This window comes from Reichenbachiella sp. (assembly GCF_033344935.1).
Classification (GTDB): domain Bacteria; phylum Bacteroidota; class Bacteroidia; order Cytophagales; family Cyclobacteriaceae; genus Reichenbachiella.
Window position 1 is genome coordinate 1,523,310 of the sequence record NZ_JAWPMM010000001.1, and the last position, 20,638, is coordinate 1,543,947.

The 20,638-nt window shown below is 35.7% G+C and carries 17 protein-coding genes; 11 read left to right on the forward strand and 6 right to left on the reverse strand.

Annotation, left to right across the window (positions count from 1 at the left end; genetic code table 11):
- The first annotated feature begins 281 nt into the window (after positions 1-281).
- The 5 genes from R8N23_RS06570 to R8N23_RS06590 all read left to right on the forward strand — a co-directional run bounded on the left by R8N23_RS06570 (position 282) and on the right by R8N23_RS06590 (position 7,951).
- Positions 282-2,960: a TonB-dependent receptor gene (locus tag R8N23_RS06570; RefSeq protein WP_318170773.1), complete on the forward strand. Its 2,679-nt coding sequence runs from the start codon at positions 282-284 to the stop codon at positions 2,958-2,960.
- Positions 2,961-3,070: 110 nt separating this feature from the next.
- Positions 3,071-4,534, forward strand: coding sequence for a sucrose phosphorylase (gene gtfA, locus R8N23_RS06575; protein WP_318170774.1), 1,464 nt, complete (start codon positions 3,071-3,073; stop codon positions 4,532-4,534).
- 29 nt (positions 4,535-4,563) lie between these two features.
- A complete protein-coding gene (locus tag R8N23_RS06580) occupies positions 4,564-5,949 on the forward strand; it encodes an MFS transporter (RefSeq protein WP_318170775.1) in 1,386 nt (461 codons plus the stop codon).
- Positions 5,942-6,832 carry a carbohydrate kinase gene (locus tag R8N23_RS06585; RefSeq protein WP_318170776.1) on the forward strand — a complete coding sequence of 297 codons (891 nt, stop codon included), beginning with the start codon at positions 5,942-5,944 and terminating at the stop codon, positions 6,830-6,832. Before R8N23_RS06580 ends, R8N23_RS06585 begins: the two co-directional genes overlap by 8 nt.
- A 39-nt stretch (positions 6,833-6,871) precedes the next feature.
- Complete coding sequence (locus tag R8N23_RS06590) at positions 6,872-7,951, forward strand: hypothetical protein (RefSeq protein ID WP_318170777.1); 1,080 nt, start codon at positions 6,872-6,874, stop codon at positions 7,949-7,951.
- A gap of 352 nt (positions 7,952-8,303) precedes the next feature.
- Here the strand turns inward: R8N23_RS06590 and R8N23_RS06595 are convergent, their stop codons facing one another.
- The 3 genes from R8N23_RS06595 to R8N23_RS06605 form a co-directional block, all read right to left on the reverse strand.
- Complete coding sequence (locus tag R8N23_RS06595) at positions 8,304-9,197, reverse strand: hypothetical protein (RefSeq protein ID WP_318170778.1); 894 nt, start codon at positions 9,195-9,197, stop codon at positions 8,304-8,306.
- A 65-nt stretch (positions 9,198-9,262) separates the two neighbouring features.
- Positions 9,263-9,943, reverse strand: a complete 681-nt coding sequence (locus R8N23_RS06600; protein ID WP_318170779.1) for an ATP-binding protein — start codon at positions 9,941-9,943, stop codon at positions 9,263-9,265.
- A 12-nt stretch (positions 9,944-9,955) separates the two neighbouring features.
- The gene (locus R8N23_RS06605; RefSeq protein WP_318170780.1) at positions 9,956-11,866 is read right to left on the reverse strand and encodes a Mu transposase C-terminal domain-containing protein; all 1,911 of its coding nucleotides are present in this window, start codon (positions 11,864-11,866) and stop codon (positions 9,956-9,958) included.
- Positions 11,867-12,060: 194 nt separating this feature from the next.
- On the opposite strand from R8N23_RS06605, the gene R8N23_RS06610 reads away from it, so the two are divergent.
- Positions 12,061-12,432 (forward strand): helix-turn-helix transcriptional regulator, encoded by a 372-nt coding sequence (locus R8N23_RS06610; protein ID WP_318170781.1) that lies wholly within the window; start codon positions 12,061-12,063, stop codon positions 12,430-12,432.
- A gap of 77 nt (positions 12,433-12,509) precedes the next feature.
- Here R8N23_RS06610 and R8N23_RS06615 read toward each other — a convergent pair whose 3' ends face one another.
- Both R8N23_RS06615 and R8N23_RS06620 read right to left on the reverse strand, forming a co-directional pair.
- Positions 12,510-13,136, reverse strand: coding sequence for a hypothetical protein (locus R8N23_RS06615; RefSeq protein ID WP_318170782.1), 627 nt, complete (start codon positions 13,134-13,136; stop codon positions 12,510-12,512).
- Between the two features lie 281 nt (positions 13,137-13,417).
- On the reverse strand, positions 13,418-13,933 hold the full coding sequence (locus tag R8N23_RS06620; protein ID WP_318170783.1) for a hypothetical protein: 516 nt from the start codon (positions 13,931-13,933) through the stop codon (positions 13,418-13,420).
- Between the two features lie 302 nt (positions 13,934-14,235).
- Between R8N23_RS06620 and R8N23_RS06625 the strand changes: the two genes are divergently transcribed.
- The 5 genes from R8N23_RS06625 (at position 14,236) to R8N23_RS06645 (ending at position 20,002) form a co-directional block, all read left to right on the forward strand.
- Complete coding sequence (locus tag R8N23_RS06625; RefSeq protein WP_318170784.1) at positions 14,236-15,057, forward strand: RNase H family protein; 822 nt, start codon at positions 14,236-14,238, stop codon at positions 15,055-15,057.
- The gene (locus tag R8N23_RS06630; protein ID WP_318170785.1) at positions 15,058-15,621 is read left to right on the forward strand and encodes a recombinase family protein; all 564 of its coding nucleotides are present in this window, start codon (positions 15,058-15,060) and stop codon (positions 15,619-15,621) included.
- A gap of 156 nt (positions 15,622-15,777) precedes the next feature.
- On the forward strand, positions 15,778-17,577 hold the full coding sequence (locus R8N23_RS06635; RefSeq protein ID WP_318170786.1) for an ATP-dependent nuclease: 1,800 nt from the start codon (positions 15,778-15,780) through the stop codon (positions 17,575-17,577).
- Positions 17,555-19,348, forward strand: a complete 1,794-nt coding sequence (locus R8N23_RS06640; protein ID WP_318170787.1) for an ATP-dependent helicase — start codon at positions 17,555-17,557, stop codon at positions 19,346-19,348. The genes R8N23_RS06635 and R8N23_RS06640 overlap by 23 nt, the downstream gene beginning before the upstream one ends.
- 36 nt (positions 19,349-19,384) lie before the next feature.
- Positions 19,385-20,002, forward strand: coding sequence for a hypothetical protein (locus R8N23_RS06645; RefSeq protein ID WP_318170788.1), 618 nt, complete (start codon positions 19,385-19,387; stop codon positions 20,000-20,002).
- A 477-nt stretch (positions 20,003-20,479) separates the two neighbouring features.
- On the opposite strand, the gene R8N23_RS06650 is transcribed toward R8N23_RS06645, so the two are convergent.
- Positions 20,480-20,623: a hypothetical protein gene (locus R8N23_RS06650; protein WP_318170790.1), complete on the reverse strand. Its 144-nt coding sequence runs from the start codon at positions 20,621-20,623 to the stop codon at positions 20,480-20,482.
- Between the last annotated feature and the right edge of the window lie 15 nt (positions 20,624-20,638).

Genomic DNA, 20,638 nt, shown 5'->3' on the forward strand with positions numbered 1-20,638 from the left:
ATGATTATAAATTAAAATTTTATTCGCTTACGAAATCGGTTACGTAATCGTTTACGTTGGCCTGGCTTCATTTTAAGGCTTGTTTTAGTCAATAATTACCCATTCTTTTGGCTTGTGATTTAATCGTAAGTGCACCTAGATTTTAGATGATTTGATCACTTCATGGAACGCCCAAGGCCAGACTTTTAGGCAAAGTAAAAATGAAAAAAGATGTTGCAGAAGTGTTGGGTTATGCAATGAAAATGGAATGAATTTTTAAATAAAAAGTAAAAGCTAAAATCATGAAACTAAATCTACTTTATAAGACGATCCGATATTCAGCGCTAATTGCTATTATGCTTTTGGCGGTTCAAAGTACAACTTTGGCTCAAGGAATTATCGCAGGTAAAGTAAGCGACCCCAATGGGGAAGCAGTAATTGGTGCCAGTGTAAGGATACAAGGCACAACTCAGGGGTCTCCTACGGACATTGAAGGGGCTTACAGTATTACAGATGTTGAAGCAGGTAGTTACACGCTTGAAATTACTTCCATCGGTTATTCAAGTCAGGAAGCACAAGTGTCAGTTACAGATGGACAGACAACAACCATAGATTTTATCCTTGTGGATGATATTCTTGAGTTGGACGCTGTAGTCGTTACAGGTGTGGTTAATCCAAAATCGAAACTAGAATCTAGTGTATCAATTACTACGCTAAATGCAGAGCAAATTTCTCAATCGGCACCTAGGACAACAGCTGAAATATTTAGAACTATACCAGGTTTTAAAGTGGAAGCATCTGCGGGTGATGGTAATACGAACATCACTGCTCGTGGGGTGCCAATATCTGCTGGTGGATCACGATATGTACAATTGCAAGAAGAAGGATTGCCAATCATGTTGTATGGCGATATTGCTTTCAATACACAAGATCAATACCTCAGAGCAGACCAGACAATCAAAAGAGTAGAAGCTATTCGAGGTGGTTCGGCAGCAACTACTACAAGTAACGGCCCAGGCGGTATCATCAACTTCATATCAAAAGATGGTTCAACTCAGGGCGGAAGCTTCGGAACATCATTTGGATTGGATTACAATTCTTTCAGAACAGACTTTGAATATGGAGCGCCTATAGGCAACGATGTAACCTTCCATGTAGGTGGATTTTTCAGACAAGGAGAAGGGCCTAGACACGCTAATCATACCGTGAATAAAGGCGGGCAATTGAAAGCAAGTGTTACCAAGAATTTTGAAAATGGCTATGCCAAAGTGTATTATAAAATGCTGAATGATAGAACAGCGGCCTATATGCCGATGCCGATCCAAGTTTCGGGAACAAATGCTGATCCTAGCTGGAGTTCTGTATCTGGATTTGATGCCGTGTCGAATGGTTTGCAAACACCATTTATGCAACAAGATTTTGGACTAGGAGCGGACGGTAATGCTAGAAATGTAAGCGTATCGGATGGTATTCATTCTAAAACTAATGCCTTTGGAGCATCTTTCGGATTCGACCTAGGGAACGGATGGAGTGTTTCTAGTAATACCAGAATGGCATTCAATGGTGGAAGATTTGTAGCGCCATTTACTGCGGAAGTAGGTGCTACTGATGATGTAGTAAGCGGTATGTTAAGATCCAATGGAGATACCACTGCATTAGGAGCAGTGCTTCCTTATACTATCAATAGAGTCTCGAGTGGTACGACCATCACTGATACAGACAATGGGTTAGCACAAAGAATTCACATGTTTGATGTTGAGTTAGAAAACTTCAACAACATCATGAGCGATACTAAATTGACAAAGTCATTTGATGGCGTAGAAGTTACAGCTGGATTCTTCAAGGCGAATCAAAACATAGAAATGGCTTGGTTGTGGAATACACACCTACTAGAAGTAAAAGAAGATGCCGAGTTACTTAATGTAAATGCAGGTGGAAATGATTTGACTTTTAACGGTCAAGTAAACTACGGTGTACCACTTTGGGGCAACTGTTGTACAGGAAAATACAATACCAACTATGACGTGTCTGCTCCTTATTTAAGTGTTGGTGTAGAGGCCACAGAAGCTTTGAGTTTGGACGCAAGTATCAGATATGATAAAGTAAAAGTGAGTGGTTTGGTGACACCAAGTCAGCAAATTGCCAATCTGGATGTAAATGGAAATGGTGTGATAGATGCACCAGAGAAAAGTGTGTCTAGAGTGGACAATGCCAATGCAAAAGTGGTGAACTACGACTACGACTACACTTCTTACTCTATCGGTGGTAACTATAAATTGTCTGACAACAGTGCTGCTTTTGCAAGAGTAAGTCAAGGCTATGTTGGTAATGGAGAAAGAGCTACTTGGCACCAAGGTGGTCCATATTTGGAAAACGGAGCTCCAAAAAACTCATTGTTGCAAATGGAAGCAGGTTACAAACAAAGATTTGATCGAGGAGGTATATTTCTGACTGCCTTCTATGCGAAGACAGAAGAAGAAGCTGGAGTAGAGGCTACTACCCAGAGAGTGTTGAGCAATGACTATAAATCTTTAGGTCTGGAATTAGAAGGAAACTACAGCACAGGCGGATTCGATCTACGAGGTATGGCCACTTTTGTGAAGGCAGAAATTGTAGACAACGATGGGGATACGAACATAGGCAATACGCCAAGAAGACAGCCGAAATTGATCTATAACTTGATACCATCTTATACAGTGAGCGGCGGACATTCAATAGGATTGAGTTTGATCGGTCAGACTAAGGCCTATGCTCAAGATGACAACATGCTCGTGATGCCTGGATATGCTATCCTAAATGCTTATGTGACTGCACAGTTGTCTCAAGGATTGACGTTCTCAATCAATGCAAACAACTTAACCAACACCATGGGTATCACAGAGTCAGAAGAAGGTTCTATTACCGAAGGTCAAACCAATTATGTAAGAGCACGATCGATCTCAGGAAGGTCTATTGTAGCTAGTTTGGTTTTCACCTTCTAATAATACTATCCAACAGATTAGTGAGAGCGAGTAGTAATTTTTGAGTGACTACAAGGGGGAAGGTACATCCTTCCCCTTTTCCCTTCAAGATTATATAAATAAGAAAAACGATGAAAAATAAGGTTCAATTGATCACATATATTGACCGATTGGGAAAAAGCGGTGTGTCTGATTTGCACAATTTTTTAAAAAGTAATCTGAGTGATGTTTTTGAAGGAGGAATGCATTTGTTGCCATTTTATTACCCCATAGATGGAGCAGACGCCGGCTATGACCCTATAGACCACAGCACGACTGATCAAAGAATAGGTACATGGTCTGACATCAACTTACTATCACAAGATTTTGACATCATGGCTGATTTGATTGTCAATCATATATCAGCCGAATCCAAAGAATTTGAAGATGTGAAGTTGAATGGAAAGCAATCGGCCTACTATGATTTGTTTTTAACAAAGCAAAAGGTTTTTCCAAATGGAAACGCTGAAGGGGATATTAAAAAAATATATCGCCCTAGGCCTAATCTTCCGTTTACCGAAATTGAAATTGGAGATGGAGAGATAGAGTCGTTTTGGACGACCTTCACCAGCAATCAGCTGGATATAGATGTCAGACACGAATTGGGAGTGGCCTATTTGGATAAAATATTAAACACCTTCGAAGAAAATGGCATTAAATCTATTCGGCTAGATGCCGCAGGTTATGCCATCAAGAAACCTGGGACTTCTTGTTTTATGATTCCAGAAACCTTCGATTTTATTGATGAATTTTCGAAAAAGGCGAAAGCAAAAGGGATTAAGACGCTGGTTGAAATTCATGCTTACTACAAACAACAAATTGAAATAGCCAAGCAGGTGGATTATGTCTATGATTTTGCATTGCCTCCATTGGTGTTACATGCCATTGCTACAGGCACAGCCGCGAAATTGAAAAAATGGTTGGATATGAGCCCAAGAAACTGCGTGACTGTACTCGATACACATGACGGAATCGGGATCATGGATGTGGCGCGTCAAGGTGATTTACCTGGATTATTGGAAGATGATGAAGTTGATTTTCTTGTGGAATCGATTCATGAAAAATCCAATGATCAAAGTAGATTGGCCTCGGGAGAGGGTGGTTCAAACTTGGATATTTATCAAGTCAATTGCTCTTTTTATGAGGCGCTCGGGAAAGATGATCAGGATTATTTGATCGCCAGGGCCATTCAGTTTTTCTCTCCAGGTATTCCTCAGGTCTACTATGGTGGTTTTTTGGCTGCCGAAAACGACATGGAGCTTATGACCGAGACTAATGTCCATAGAGACATCAATCGTCCTTATTTTAGTTTCGAAGAAATTGAAGAAGCGTTAGACAAGCAAGTAGTCAAGCGATTAATCAAACTGATCAATTTCAGAAATAATCATCCGTCTTTTGAAGGTGATTTTTCGATACTGACTCCGAATGATGGTGAATTGGTTGTCAAGTGGGATGATGGAAGTACCTGGTCTCAACTACTGGTGAATCTGAAGAAAAAGCAAATGTCTATTTCCTTCGACAATAATGGGAAAGAAGACTTTTTACTCTTTGATTAAGTAAATTATTCAACCAAAAAATGATCACTATGGAAATCCAAAATAAACCAAAGCTGTCATTCGGAAATATCTGGAATATGAATTTTGGATTTTTTGGAATCCAATTCAGCTTTGGACTGCAGCAAAGTAATATGAGTGCCATCTATAGCTACTTAGGCGCCAATCCAGAGGATTTGGCCGCCTTGTGGCTGGCAGGCCCTGTGACAGGGTTGGTCGTACAGCCTATCATAGGTGCAATCAGTGATGGTACTTGGTCACCCAAATTTGGTAGAAGAAAACCTTTCTTTCTCATAGGTGCTATTTTGGCAAGTATAGCTTTGATTGCTATGCCCTTTTCTTCTACCATTTGGATGGCGGCAGGATTGCTGTGGATTTTAGATGCTGCCAACAATATAGCTATGGAGCCCTATAGGGCATTTATTTCTGACAAACTTCCTAAACAGCAGCACTCTTTGGGATTTCTCATGCAAAGCTTCTTTACAGGTCTTGGCACTACGATGGCTAATTTTATGCCTGCTATTTTGGTATCTGTTGGTATTCTGACCTTGTCAGACAAAATGGGCAATGGTATTCCTGTATTCACCTATTGGGCTTTTGGAATAGGTGCTTTTGCTTCCATCGCTACCGTGCTTTTTTCTGTTTTGACCACTAAAGAATACCCACCTTCAGAAGAAGAGCTTAAGAAAATTGAGGAAGAAAAAGGTAAAGGTAACTTGCTGGGTCGCACCTTGATTGAAATAGTTGAGGCCATGAAGGAGATGCCTGCCACTATGAAACAGTTAATTCCAGTTCAGTTTTTGACTTGGTTCGGGATGTTTTGCTATTGGCAGTACATCACGTTGGCGCTTTCTAAATCTTTATATGGCACGATGGATCACAGCACAGATGCATTTGCCTCAGCCCAGCTTCTTACAGGAGAAATCAACGGTACTTACAATATCATCTGCTTTTCTGTCGCATTTTTATTAGTACCACTTGCGCGCTATATGGGTGCGAAGCGAGTGCATTTCTTGTGCCTGGCTATCGGCGGATTGGGATTAATCGCTATGCCGTTTCTTAACGATACCGCGGTTTTGTTCTACATATGGAACCCATTTGGTGAGACAGTAGCATTTACGCAGATATACCTTTTGTCTATTGGATTAGGGCTCACTTGGGCATCTGCCATGGCTATGCCTTACAAGTTATTAGTAGGAGCGATTCCTGCGAATAAGACGGGCGTATATATGGGGATTTTCAATATGTTCATTGTGATACCTATGGCCATTCAAATCTTTATGATGCAGTTCTTTTTGTTTGATCTGCTTGGTGGAGATCCGATCAAAGTGATTTCCCTGGCTGGTATATGTCTGATAGGCGGTGGAATCTTTGCTTTGTTTATCAAAGATTCACCAAAAGTTAATATCGATGGATGATAAACTCAAAATTGTAGCATTTGGAGAAATCCTGTGGGATGTAATAGGAGAGCAGTATCATCTCGGCGGTGCGCCACTAAATTTTGCAGCCCATGCGGTTCAATGTGGGGCAGATGCTTCTATCATCTCATGCGTCGGTGAAGATGAATGGGGCAGAAAAGCCATCCAAGAAATTGAGGCTAAAAATGTTTCAATTAGTCAAATTCAAAGCTCAAAAGAAAAGCCTACTGGTACGGTAAAGGTTTCGTTATATCAAGGCCAACCTGAGTATAACATTGTAGAGGACGTAGCCTATGATTTTATTTCAGCAGAAGGTATTGATCATGAGGTGCTTAGTCATGCATCGGCTTTTTATTTGGGGACTTTAGCCCAGCGCAGTGAGCGGTCAAGGTCAACATTAAGATACGTACTTGAAAATTTTAAATTCAAGACTGTTTTTTACGATGTCAATTTGAGGAAAGGTACCTATAATAAAGAAATTATTGAAAGCTCTCTAGAATCAGCTACCATATTGAAGGTGAATGAGGTTGAAGTAGAGGTGCTGGGCTTTCTTTTATACCAGAAGCACATGGGTTTTGAAATATTCGCGAAGTTGATTCAATCCATTTATCCTCAAATTGAAGTAGTGATTATGACAGCAGGAAGTGGTGGCTGCTATGTTTTTAGTGAGGGGCAATCAATGCACGTCCCTTGCGAGCCTGTACTAGTAGCAGACGCTGTTGGTGCTGGTGATGCTTTCAGTGCTGCCTTTCTTACCACTTTTTTGAGAACTGGTCATGTTCATGAATCGATAGAGGTAGCCAATAAAGTAGGAGGTTTTGTGGCTTCATCCTCAGGAGCCATTCCGAAGTATAGTGAGGAATTAGTTGATATTTTGAGTTGAGTTGAAATGAGCGAGGTAGCTAGTAGAAATGTGATTGAAATGATGGATGTACCTTCACCGCATACTCATGTTTTTGAAAATGGCATCAATCATCCATTGCTTTACCTATGGGATGCTTGGTCATATATAGAAGGCGATACGATACATTTGTATTGTTTATCTGTTTCTAGAATAAAGCCAGATGGAACACCCCTCCAACCAATTGAAAGGAATGATTTTCCTTTTCATATCAGACACTTTACTTCAAAAAACAATGGAATCAGCTGGAAGGATGAGGGTTGTTTTTTAAATATTGATAGATGTGCTAAATTCTTCGACAGCCGTAATATTTGGAGTGGTTCAATATCTAGTTTACCTACTGGGGAGAAGTTATTTGCGTTTACCATTCTTGAGCAAGTCGATGATAAACATCAATTTCTTCAAAACATAGCTTTAGCAAGTTCAAAGGACGGTTATGTGGTAGATGAGATTTTAAATTTTGAACTGTCATCTCCTCGAAAAGATTGGAAAAAGATAACCAGTAAAGGGTATTATCTAGGTAAGCCAAATCTATTGGGGAGTAATGACGGCGATGAAAATGGCCCAATTATGGCCTGGAGAGATCCTTTTATTTTTCTGAATAAGAATGCTGAGGTTAATCTGTTTTGGGGCGGTAAGATAGCTCCTGCAAAAAGTGCGTTGGTCCGTGCGGAGCTTTATAAAAAAGGGACTTCTTATGTGATTTCTAAGCTTCATAAGCCAATGATAGTTCCAGATGGAAATGAATTCACACAGCTTGAGTTGCCTAAAGTCGTACATGATGAGGAAGGCGGTTTATTTTATCTAATGATCTCAACTTGTAACCGTATATATGAAGGGCAATCTGATGGCGAAGTTGATAAAGGAGTTAGAATGTATAAGTCTGAATCGCTAGATGGGCCATGGATTTCATTAGGTAAAAAAATCCTTGGGTCAGAGCATTTGTTTGGGGCAACTGTACTAAGAACAGATTTCCAAAACAACCGATTATTGTGTGTTGCGCCCTATACAGATGCAGCTGAAGATAGGCTTAGCCTAACATTTTCCTCTGTGTTTTACTTGTATCTTGATGACCTTAGGGTGGAGTTTTTGGAGTCTTGATATTTTAACCTTTTCGAGTATTGAATTATTCACCTGTTAAAAGTAAAAATTTGGGTGGCTAAAAAAGGGTTCGGATTTATAAAGGAAATCCGATCTTGAAAGTAAATACCACAAGCTCCGGCATCTTGGAGAAGGCAGAGGATTGATGAGTAAAATTAGAGTCCACCACATTACCCCACCATTTTTTACTTTTTAGGATTTGGTTGAGATTTTAGACCAAAATCGCTCGATTTCAAGAAAAACATGTAACGGAGATTTGAAAATGTTATATATAATGAATTTGACGAAATAAAAATGTTATATGATAAAAAAAACACATTTGGTACTCCAATAGTAATGATGGCAGAGCAAGTTAGAATTTGCCAAGATTTAGATTAAAAAAATGATCGATGTGATCTTTCTGTCTTTTTCTTACACTTCTGGGATCTTTGACAATACATACCCTGAAATCTGCTAATCTCTTTATTAACTCTTCTTGATTGTTTATACCAATATATTGTAAATGTTCTGCAGGGAAATGACCACTTTTGGAATAGAAATTATCAATGAAATTAAAATTTAGTGTTTCACTTGTAATGCGACTTGCAACTCCATCAAATAATAAAAGCGAATTAATAAAATATACTAAGTATTGAGTTTTCATGAATTTCCAGGTGTAATTCTTTTTGTAGTTACGAAATGCTCTAATTCTCCAAAGAGTCTGAATGAAAACTACAGATTCAGGGCAAAGATTTATTTTATATTGAAGGCTAAGCGGAACAGTGGAATTGAAATGATAAATAGAAAACTTATTAAGTAACGTCATTGGATATCCATCATTAAATACAAGAGAAAACGCTAGCAAGGTTTCAAAAATGGGTTCAATTTGAGTTTTGAAATTATCATCAAAAATATAATCCCATGGATAATGAATGTATTTATTGAAGAATCTCTTAATTTCAGATCTGCATAATAGAGTTTTTCCAAATTTGGAAAAGTGGTTGTTTTTAGTTTTGCTTAATCTCACCTTTTTAAAGTACTCAATTAGCAAAGTTGGAGGAATGTCGGGTTCTGAATCAGGAGCAATTTTCAAATTCCATGATGAATAAAGGCCTCTGTAAAATTCCAGCCACCATTTTGTTTGAAATTGCTCAACTCTGTCTAGAATATGAACCTTAAGTTCTAAATTTTTATTCTCAGCTCGAGTAATGAATTTGTTAATGTTGATGTAATTGTACTTAAGCTCCTTAGGAACAGATGAATTCATGCTCAGTCCAATGTACAGTGGCCTTTCTGTAATTGGGTCATATACTTCAATTATGTTAACCTTAATCAAATTTCTAATCTTCCATTCAAGTAGGCGATAATATAGTTTATTGCAGTTCGCATATTATCTGAATTACGATATATCCAATGCCAGACTTTTTTTCTAGAGATATTGTACGAAACACATAATTTTTGAATGTCGTCAAAAGAAGGTGAAAGAAATTCATGCGTGTAATTTATTCTCGTAAGGACTTCTGAAATACCTGGCACGCCTTTATTTGACCAATATAGGAGTCTATCTTTAAAGTCTGGAGGAGAAGCTAATATTATTCCGCATTTATGACTTATGTTATCACTTATTTGGCGTAAATAAGGAATGAATTGTCTTTTAAAATTTCCAATTTCATCTATGATTAATAGCTTTATTTGAGTTTTTTCAAGTATTTCGAATGATGCTTCTTCTATGAAGTTGTGAATTCTTTTTTGAGAATTATTAAAAATTAAGCTGAAATCTTCTCCGGATATTTGACAAAGTAGTTTTGCATAAAAATAACTCGCAGGCTCGGCGGGTTTGATATTTGTTACAAGAGTATCTGGATGAGTCCTTTGATAGTAATTGAATATGGTAGTTTTTCCTATTCCGGTACCGCCTACAAAGTAGTATAATTTATTCTCTAGTTTTGCCTCATCTAGTAGTTCTATTCCTTTTTTTAGGTTGTTTGTTTGAATAAGTCTAGGATTTTCCATGAGAGGTTTGCTTTAGTTATTTTTACATGTTACTAGCTTCATGGAGGCTGATTGAACATGTATATTTTCCTGAAAGGCTAAGCTTTTGTTTATAATCTGGTTGTATAACTCTGATTCTTCTTCTTTACTCGGATAAGAATTTAATTGCATCTGAGGATAGTTGGATAATATTTTTCTTGCGTAATCAGAGTTAAGGGAAATTCGTTTTTGAATTTTCTGTTTGTCACTTTTATTTCTATTCTTAACATCAAATATTTCTTTTCTGTCTTCTGAACTAAGATGTTTTGGATCATAGGTGTTTATCCGTTTTTTATAAACTTCACTAATGAATTTATTTTCTAAATTGAATAGATAAGCAATTTCAGGATCCTCAGGATTATAATAAACTTGTACATATGACTGATTGTGAATGATTTTTTGGTCCAGGTTCTTTATTCTATACTCTACTCCTGAGAGTGTAATTTTGGACCGATCAAGAAACCTTGTTTCACTTTGCCAAAATAGGTATGCAAATTCCTCTTTCGAAATACTTCGAGCATCCAATAGTATTCCATTTTCAAACACTTTATTAGGGCTTTCGGAGTCAAACTCTAAATTATTCCATTTAGCGATATAGGAACTTATAAGTTCATTAGCTTTAGAGAGAAGAGTTAGTTTATGTCTGTTCGAATAAATTTCATTCACAATTTCTTTTTTGAGTCGATGGAAATCTGATTTAGCACTATTGCCAAGACCAGCATAATATTTATTTTGGTAACATATTTGAGAATGAAAATTTTTAAAAAAGACTTCGATTGTTCCTTTTCTTTGAGGTTCATTTGGTTCATGTACTAAGAACAGCGTGCCATGACGTTCTGTGATTTTCATCATAAATGAAGAGAAATTATGGCCTATGTGGGAAGACGATTTATCAATTACTACTGATGAGGGAATTATTGAATGATTATCAATTAATTGTCTGAATGCTCCTATGATCATTTCTGAATTTTCAGTGTATCCATATGATCCTCCAACTATTTTATTTGAATAGACATCAATAATTACATAAAATTTAACGTAGACTACATTGTCATTTTCTTCATCGTAAAAGGGTATTTGAAATCTAGAACCATCAGCCTCTACAACTTGAAACTTGTAATTAGTTTTGCGTCTTAGGATGTAATCTTGAAAATGTTTCTTATACCAGTCTGCCCCATAAATAGCAATTCCATATAAGTTTCTGACTGATTTTGGTAAGTAAGATTGAATTGTTGATTTATGAATTTTTCTTTTATTGTCAAAGAATTTTTGTTCTAAAAACTTTGCTATCTGTCTACAACTATGTCCTTGACCATGTAAGAAGTGAATGACAGTTTCTATTTCTAAAGTGATTAATCTATTTGATCTAGCTTTTCCTTTTTTATTATGTCCAATTATTTTTTCAAAAGGAATATTTTTTTTTGCGGCATCTTCTAAGCGGTTTAATATTCTTGAGAGAGATGATATATTACTGAAATACGAAATTTTAAAATTTCTGAGGTTTTTGAATAATTTGTCTAGTCGATAATTTTTTTTATATCTATAGTGCCATGTAGTATTGAGTATAGCATGTTTTCTGGAAATTTTTATTAAATCTGTCCCTGAATATTGAGGATATTTCGAGAAATTAAAATTGAAATCATTGTATGCTAGCTCCAAATCATTAATGAAAAGTAAGTCTTCATGATCTAAGGTGTCTGTATTAATTATGTTGATTTTACCAATCTGATTAATTATCTGAGTTGGAATTGAGTCAATCTCTATGACAAATTCATTTGAAGTATGGTCTCTTTCAGCAATCCAGGAATTTGAGTTTTTCTCAAAGAACTCATTTAATCCTTTTCTAACAATGTGCTCATCAATGCCGAAAGAGACAAGTTGAGAAACTGTATATCTACTCTCCATGATTAATTTAATTGTCTTAAAGGTAATATATGTAAACAATAGGATAAATAAAAATTATATTATATGTCTTTTAAGACAATAAAATATTACTTTTATTTTTACGTAATTTGTAAATGTGAAATTTTATTAATGCTAAACTGAACGAATAGATAAATTGGCTTTGATCAGCTATTTTTTTACCTTTATATATAGATATGAGTTTTGGATTGTTATTAAGAGAAGCGCGATCCTTGAAGAGGATTTCAAGAAAAGAATTGGCAGAAAGATCAGGGGTATCTTATGTACAATTGACTAAATATGAAGACGAAAAAGCTCAACCTACATACCCAGTTATTGAGAAAATAATAAAAGCACTCGGGTTACCCAGAGGTTATTTTTTCTACAATAAAGAATATTATCAAGAGTTGGATGCAGTAATTGAATCCAAAGTTGGAAGGTGGCAACAGCTCAAACCTTACAAAAAGACTGAATTTTTATTATTGATTGACAGCTTTTTTGGCAATTGTGAAAAGACACATCTTATAGATCAATTAAAAGAGTCAGAAGCCCCAAGTTGGGAGTATTAGAATCGTAGTTATTTCATATTAACATAAATGCTTTCGGTATAGGAAATGAAAGCGTCTGAAAAAGTTTGTTGGTTAGTTCAAATATGGTTTGACTTTTGAAGAGTATTTTGCGCATCTCCCAAATAACTTAAAAGTAAGCCAATCAGGACTATAGTAAAGCCATAAGTGATATTTGTATAAAAACTTGTTCCAAAAATGAAAATTCCTAGCAGGGATCCAAAACATATCAAAAGAATCACCGCAATTATCATGTTCAGGGGAATCCACAATTTAAATGATCGTAACCTCTCAGGAAAAATATTAAATATACGCCAACTGAGAAAATGGCCTAGGTAACTTAGACCACAACCTAATATTAATCCTAGCAACCAAAGTTGAGGAGATAGTAAACCCAATTTGATATTGATAGATGGAAGATAAGATCCAATGTGGTGCAGAGTAGATATGTTATAGGAATTCTGTTGATGGGTATATGTTAATGAAAAAAGTGCAATTGTTACTAAGGTGGTAAAAAAAGTAGGAAGCCAGAACATTGCTCGTCTTTGCCCCTGGTCAATTTTAAATGGAATTGGCAACTCCAACCTTTCTAAATAATAAAGATAAAGTCTGCTAATTCTCCTTCTTTTCAGGAAATAATAGTCAACAGTTAAATTAGAAAGTATTCCAAGTATATAAGCTAAAGCAATTTCTTCTAATGTGAACATGGTATTGTTAGATGGTCAAACCATAAGATAGCAAAAAAAAATGTGGAAAAGGTTGACGTATAAAATTTCAGTACAAAACAATATATGAGTTGAATTTTCGAAGGGGAGTGATAATTTTCATCGAAGTTGGGGCATGTAATTCAATATGAATGAGAAGTATTCTTTATTGTATCACAATTCGGTCAATTCATAGAACCAAATGCAGTCCAATGGTTAGAAGGGCAAGCAATTGGGGACGGTCCCATCAAAAGCCTGTTTAATACGAAGAAAAGAGATATCCTCTATAGGTTAGCCTTTGTTAATAATATTTGCTGATTATTAATAATACTTTGTTGTAACTCTTCAATCTCTTTTGATCTATGAATGATGTCATTTAAAATTTCAATCCGTTGGTTTTGAATTTGAACAATAATCGAATCCCTTTCGCCTTTTAGCATTAATATGGTAGCACGTCTTATTTGTTGAATAGACACATTCACTGTATTTGAATCATCAGGATTGAAAAATTCTAATTTAATAGCAAGACTATCAGCCAAGGAATTGACGGCTAATATTGAATCTTGTAGACCATCGATATCTTCCTCATATTGCTTTTTGATTGCCTGTATTTTCGCAAGAGTATTTTTGCCTTGTGTTTCTTCTAACAACTCAATTTGAGAATTTAAATTTTCAATGGTGCTATTCTTGATAGTAGAATGGAGATTATACATCATGATCATGTAGGTAATCATAGTTGGCAAACCTAATATTATTACAGCACGATAGATATTTTTCAGATGTTTCAGTTTGAATTTCATACTCTTAATTTAAAAAGGTAAAGTAATGTGAAATTTTTATTGTTTCGGAAAAACGATTATTTGAGTTCCAGAATATTGTGATCTCATATATTAAACCGGAAAGTAATTCATCTTCTCAAACCTTTAAATAGAGTTTGAAAAAACATTGGAGTGTAATTAAATCAAACTTTGTTTTAACGAACTAGTTTTCCGAACTTAGCAGACTTAATCCGGACATTGGATATCTAATAAATTGATAGTTCGAAAAAAGGATCGTTAAATCGAACTCGAATCAGGCATGTTAGGATTAAACAATCTAAGTAATGTCATATAACCCGTATGCTATATATGTGAGATGTGATGGTTCTATGAAACCTAAAGAAAAGGGCAATCCTGGAGGCATAGGCTTTTGGATTGAATTCCCGGAATCTAGCGGTTTAGAAATTATCGAGGAATATGAGGGTGTTTTTACAAAAACATCAATTCATAGATTAGAGATTTATGCTATAATTCGAGCTATGGAAGGTGTAATAAATGCAGTAGAACAGAACCCAATAGTCCTTAAGGGTTGTCCAGTAAAGATTATTACAGATAGGTTTTCTCTTAAGGGAGACTCTTTGACCAATCCATATGCAATAAGAGATTGGCGTAGTAATGGATGGAAGAACTTTGAAGGGAAGCCGATTAAGGATAAGGACCTTCTTGATAAGCTTGACAAGACTCGGAAAAAATTGTCTGATGTAGTTTGCGGCAGGGTGGATATTGAATGGCGCAGAAGAAAAGAAAACAAGAGAGCAGATAAACTATCAAAGAAAGGTGGACATGAAGGAGGACTAAAAAATGATTCTCTTTCAAAGAAGGGCGAAAAAATAGGCAGACGGAAATTTAATGGACCTGAACTCAATTATAAGTTATTGAATCCTAAAGATGAATTAGTTGTAAACATATTCAGAAAGGACCCTGTTCAGGATCAGTGGGAGGTTTGGGCTGAATTATTCGAAGGTTCAAATCAAGGTAATAAACTTAAGATGTATGTTGATGATCTTCTGGCTTCCAAGTTGAATCGTGGGAATCAATTTGTAATCCGTATAAAGAGAGTTCATCGATATCATATAGAAATATTTAGAACCTTTAAAAAATTATAGATGATATTCGGATACGCAAGGGTAAGTACAAAGGATCAAAGTCTGGATCTTCAGGTGGACGCTTTGAAAAAGGCCGGATGTAAAGAGGTTTATTCCGAGAAGCTTTCCGGAAGAAGTAAGAAGAAACCCAAACTTGAAGAGCTGCTTGGTAAGCTTCGAGAAGGTGACATACTAATGGTCTATAGTTTAGACCGGTTGGGGCGTACATCTAAAGAACTCATAAACTTATTATCCGAATTCAAGGAAAGAGGCATTCAATTCAAGAGTCTCCGGGAAGGAGTGTTTGATACCACATCTGCTATGGGAGAGGCGGTGTTTCAAATCATTGCTATTCTTAAGGCCATGGAAGTACAGGTGCTAAGTGAAAGAACCAAAGATGGATTAACCGCTGCTCGCGCAAGGGGAAAGAAAGGTGGCAGGCCCAGGGGATCATATGATAAGAATAAGGCTGCTGCAGCTGTGACTTTATATCAGAGAGAACTACCAATAAGTGAAATTACCGAGACACTTAAAATAAGCAGATCTACGCTTTATCAGTACCTGAGGAATGAGGGGGTCATGTAGTTAAGGACGGTACAAACTATAAATATCATTTTTATTGACTTTTCATCAGCAAATCTCTTTATTACAATAGGCATTTTGAGTTTATTTAAATTGGCTTGAAATGCATGCGATCGCGTCTAATTTTTCAAGCTTATACCTGAACATAAGCTTGAAAATATGTATCTCTCTCAGTTAATAATATCGAATTTCAGATCCATTAAGTATATGGAGCTAACCTTTCAAAAAGGTGTAAATATTTTGATTGGTGAAAATAATTCAGGAAAGTCTGCCATCATCGATGCTTTGCGAATAGGATTAGGCTTTGGAAAACCAGATAATACAATCAGTATTCGGGAAACTGATCTGCATATAAATAAAAATGATCCAAATGAACAAAACTCAGAGATTCAATTAGATTTCATTTTTGAAATTGAAGATGAAATTCGAGAAAAGCAATGCTTTTACGATTTCTTATCTCAAGACAAATCTGACCCTGAGAAGCAAACCATACAGTTTCATATAAAGTACTCATATGTGCATAGAGGAAAAAGGAATTTTTTTAAAAGAACAATTTGGGGAGGAGACAACGAGGGACAATTGATACCTTATGAAGCTTTGGAAGAAATTTTCTTTATCTATCTCGACCCATTGAGAGATGCTGTTTATAGCCTGAAACCATATTCTTATAATAACAAAGTTGGAAATTTATTTAATGAGCTTACAAAGTATAGCAAGGGTGGAGCGGAAATACCATTAGATGAAGAAAAAAAGAAACAACTGGCAGCAGAACTATACCAGGTTTTTGAAGGTGAGGAAAGTGATTGGGAATCAATATTACAAACAGGTAATGAGAAAGTGAACGACCATTTAAAAGGAACTGGAATTTCTGCAAAGTATCCGAACATTAAGATGAATTATTTGGGACGTAAATACTCTGACGTTGTCAGAGGGATTGAATTAAAGCGACCAGTATATAATGCAGAACTTAACGGTGAACAGAAGTATTTTGAGATTCATCAAAATGGGTTAGGAGAGAATAATCTAATCTACGCATCAGTTGTATTGGGGGACTTGATTAATAGATGTGAAGACCAAGAATTGCAACTTTACAATGCTTTATTGGTAGAAGAACCAGAAGCCCATTTGCATCCTCAGTATCAAAACACATTTTTCGCATATTTAAATAAATTGCAAGATACTGGAGTGCAATTATTCATTACCTCACATTCTCCTACTATTACAGCTAAATCAGATATGGAGAACATAACAGTACTACAAAAACAAGAAGAGAAAATAGCTCCTTTTATTTTTTCAGTATTGAGTACTGAGGATTTTTCAATCAGAAATAGAAATCACCTTAAGAAATTCTTAGATACAAGTAAAGCTCAGTTACTCTTTGCTAATGGTGTCATACTTGTAGAAGGTATTGCCGAAGCATTGTTGCTTCCAATTTTATCCAAACAATTTTTAAATATCGACTTAGATGAATATGGTATTGAGATAGTCAATATCAATGGAGTTGCATTTGAACATTTTGCAAAGCTTTTTAATAATGAAGATGAAAAGAAAAGGTTATTAGCACGGTGTTCTATAATTACAGATAGTGATCCAGTAGTGGGAAAACCTAAGTCTGACAGAGCTTTAAAAGCAGAAACATTTGCGGCTGCTAATTTAAAAGTATGCCTTGCGCCAAATTCATTGGAAATTGATCTCTTCAATTGTGCAGACGTGAATAAATCTGTAATGAGGTTTGTTTACCGGGGGTTACATCCGCAAACTGCCGATTTGTTGAATCAATTTGAAGCAGATTCTTTGTGGGAAAAACTTAACTCAAATAGAGATAAGGGGGATTTTGCATTAGAACTTCAAAATATTTTATCTGATGTTGAAGGATTTGAGGTTCCTGAATATATAAAGGACGCTATTAGTTGGGTAACAAGATTAGAAGAAGAAAATGTTCAACAAGCTAACGGATAAACAAAAGGAGATCGTAGATTCTGAAGAATCCAGAATAGTTGTAAAAGCTTGTCCTGGAAGTGGAAAAACATATTCAGTTGCAGCAAGATTAGCAAAACTCCTTCATGGGCAGGATTTCAGACACAAAGGAATTGCTGTCATTTCATTTACTCGAGTTGCAGGAGAAGAAATTAAAAAAGGCCTTAAAGAGGATTATGGTATAGATACGTTTGATTATCCTCACTTTATAGGAACCATTGACGCTTTCATTAATCATCATCTTTTTCTTCCATTTGGACATTTGTTATTAGAGTGCGAATCAAGACCAGAAATAGTTGGGACTGAGTTTAATCAATGGTATGAGTTTGACACTTCCCAAAGAACAAGATATGCGGGAAGGGTAACATACCGAGAACCAAACGAGTATTTTGATAAGGTTTCCTTTAACGTGAACAATGAACCTATTCCATTAGCACCAGCAAGTAGCTATCATTTTAGTTGGAAAGAACTAAGAAAAGCCGATAGAAATTATAAAAAGGTAATCGCAGATATAATTGATTCTAAATGGTATCATTTTAAACAAGGAAAAGTGAACCAAGCGGATGCAAATTACTTTTCACTGGGACTCCTGAATAAATATCCTGTCATTCTTAAAAGCCTTTCTAATAAATATTCTCATCTAATTATAGATGAAGCGCAGGACACAACCGACATACAAATGTCAATAATTGACAAGATGGACGAGTCTGAAATCGAAAACATTCTATTTGTGGGAGATCCTGATCAGGCCATTTTTGAGTGGAATACAGCAGATGCAGAACTTTTTATCAAAAAATGTGAAAACGAAAACTATTCTGGAATTGGATTGGAAGAAAATCGTAGAAGTTCTGATAACATATGCTCATTACTCAATCAAATAGGCTCAGTTGAATCAGTTTCAATTGCTGATGTAAAAACTGACCCTTGTATTCCCGAGGTCAAAGGATATGAATCAGCTGATGATGTGCAAGAAATAAAGAATAGTTTCATTGAAAAGTGTAATGAGTTAGGTATAAAACTTAGCGATGCAGCAGTTCTTTTTAGAGGAAGAAGTTTTGGCGAAGAATATTTTGGGTTGGCTTCTGATGATTCATTCGATCATCCTTGGAAAAACAAACATTTTCATACTCGAGATATTGTACATGGTAAATATCTAATGGAAAATGGCGCGTTTAAGGAATCATTACGGCCTTTAGAAAAAGGATATTACAAGTTGAAAAACCAAAATTTGGCATATATATCAATGTCATATTTAAGGGCGCAAATGAGTGAAAAGGGCTATAGATTATATCGTTCAGAGTTGTTTGACTTTGTTAATCTACTGCCAAATATAAATAGCAAAAATTTACTTGAATGGATTAATGAAGTAAATCCCATTCTTGAACAAAAAGGCTATAATAAATTGGAAGTTAATACTGGTAAAGCCAATGTTCCAATCAAAGGGTTATTTCACAAACAAGAGAGTTCTGAATTACCATTTAATATGGGTACAATTCATTCGGTAAAAGGCCAAACTTTTGATGCAGTACTATTATTTTTAAAGAAGAAAGCAACAAAAAATTACACAACTCTTATAGCAGCAGATTACAATGAACCTGATGAGTCCAAAAAAAGAAAAGATAAAGAAGAGTTGCGTTTAGTGTATGTGGCTTGTTCCAGACCTAAAAGACTTTTGTGGATTGCTGTACCTAATGAAGATTCTGAAACCTGGAATAGATATTTTGGTTTAAATATTGATTCAAATGAGGGTTAATTAAATATCATTATTTTAGAAATTTAACTTAAAGATATGTCAAATAAAGGTTGGAAGGATTTTACCGTTGGCTTCATGGTTGTTGCTGGATTAATTATTCTCTGGCTTGTTTCTGATAGAAAAAAGATATTAACTAAGCTGTCTGAATTAGAAAAGGAAATAAATCAAAACAAGAACCTGGATGAGGAAATAAAAGGAAGGTTAAAGGAGCTTGTGAGCAGTAATGCTGAATTAGACAATGATATAAAAAACGAATTGATAAGTATATCTGCTCTCATAGATATTAAACAAGAAACCAAAGCATTAGCTGCATTGGCCAAGGTTATCGAGAACTTGCTCAAAAAGCTCTATAAAAATGATTCTGGTTTTAAGGAATTTTTGACGGTAAAAAATGGGAAGCCGGTTTTCCATAACTATTTGGAATATGCAAATAAACAGGGCTTAATTTCAAATGAAGACTTTCACCTCATATCCTTATTGAAAATTATTAGAAATCAGGAAGCACATGAAGTAAATGTAAAAAAAGAACCGAGTAAAATTATAGCTGCTTTTATTAGTGGAATTTCGCTTATCATGGTTCTGTCAAGTAGATTGGCAAATCTGCAGCGTAAAATAGCTGAAGAGTTGATTTCAAAAGGAAAATCACAGGAATGATAAAGAATTGGCACAAATACTCTAAAGAACATTACCATTTCATACTTGCTCAATCGGAGAAAAAGCTTATTGAGACGGTTGAAACCATGAAAATTATTCAGTCTAGAGGAAGGATGATAATGGTGATCTCTATATCCATCTTATCTTCAAATATAGCTTGGATTGCCTCAAAAGATAAATCGACGGAACTTGAAATCTATTCAATTGCTCTTTGTGTTCATGCTCTTGTTGCTATACTCTTTGCCGGAATTGGAATCTATAAGTACACAATTAGTACAATCGGAACTACCTCAAAAAAACTAATGAGTACTGTGTTTTATCAATTAGGCAACCCAAAATTAGAAGAACTTAGTGTTATTATTAATGAATGTAGAGACTATGATTTTCGAATTCTTCAGAACAAGAAAAGGAATAGGCACAGGCTAAATATGGTGGCAGTAGCTTCTTTTGCTCTCTATCTGATTCCATTAAGTCTATTTATTCTACATCTTCTAAATCGGTAGTATCCGGAAAAATTTGCTCTGTTCTTTCTTCCGGATCATCAGTAGGAATGTAAGGAGGGTTTGGTATGGGTTCATTATCAGCAGAATTGTCCCATTCTTCGTCTGGAGAGTATGTCATAACGATAATACTTGG

Bases quoted from the DNA above. Each gene is read 5' to 3' on its own strand.
- R8N23_RS06580 (WP_318170775.1), top strand. From the start codon at position 4,564: ATGGAAATCCAAAATAAACCAAAGCTGTCATTCGGAAATATCTGGAAT.
- R8N23_RS06595 (WP_318170778.1), bottom strand. From the start codon at position 9,197: ATGAATTCATCTGTTCCTAAGGAGCTTAAGTACAATTACATCAACATT.
- R8N23_RS06650 (WP_318170790.1), bottom strand. From the start codon at position 20,623: ATGACATACTCTCCAGACGAAGAATGGGACAATTCTGCTGATAATGAA.
- gtfA (WP_318170774.1), top strand. From the start codon at position 3,071: ATGAAAAATAAGGTTCAATTGATCACATATATTGACCGATTGGGAAAA.
- R8N23_RS06615 (WP_318170782.1), bottom strand. From the start codon at position 13,136: ATGTTCACATTAGAAGAAATTGCTTTAGCTTATATACTTGGAATACTT.
- R8N23_RS06570 (WP_318170773.1), top strand. From the start codon at position 282: ATGAAACTAAATCTACTTTATAAGACGATCCGATATTCAGCGCTAATT.
- R8N23_RS06585 (WP_318170776.1), top strand. From the start codon at position 5,942: ATGGATGATAAACTCAAAATTGTAGCATTTGGAGAAATCCTGTGGGAT.
- R8N23_RS06630 (WP_318170785.1), top strand. From the start codon at position 15,058: ATGATATTCGGATACGCAAGGGTAAGTACAAAGGATCAAAGTCTGGAT.
- R8N23_RS06645 (WP_318170788.1), top strand. From the start codon at position 19,385: ATGTCAAATAAAGGTTGGAAGGATTTTACCGTTGGCTTCATGGTTGTT.
- R8N23_RS06635 (WP_318170786.1), top strand. From the start codon at position 15,778: ATGTATCTCTCTCAGTTAATAATATCGAATTTCAGATCCATTAAGTAT.
- R8N23_RS06625 (WP_318170784.1), top strand. From the start codon at position 14,236: ATGTCATATAACCCGTATGCTATATATGTGAGATGTGATGGTTCTATG.
- R8N23_RS06600 (WP_318170779.1), bottom strand. From the start codon at position 9,943: ATGGAAAATCCTAGACTTATTCAAACAAACAACCTAAAAAAAGGAATA.
- R8N23_RS06640 (WP_318170787.1), top strand. From the start codon at position 17,555: ATGTTCAACAAGCTAACGGATAAACAAAAGGAGATCGTAGATTCTGAA.
- R8N23_RS06610 (WP_318170781.1), top strand. From the start codon at position 12,061: ATGAGTTTTGGATTGTTATTAAGAGAAGCGCGATCCTTGAAGAGGATT.
- R8N23_RS06620 (WP_318170783.1), bottom strand. From the start codon at position 13,933: ATGAAATTCAAACTGAAACATCTGAAAAATATCTATCGTGCTGTAATA.
- R8N23_RS06605 (WP_318170780.1), bottom strand. From the start codon at position 11,866: ATGGAGAGTAGATATACAGTTTCTCAACTTGTCTCTTTCGGCATTGAT.
- R8N23_RS06590 (WP_318170777.1), top strand. From the start codon at position 6,872: ATGATGGATGTACCTTCACCGCATACTCATGTTTTTGAAAATGGCATC.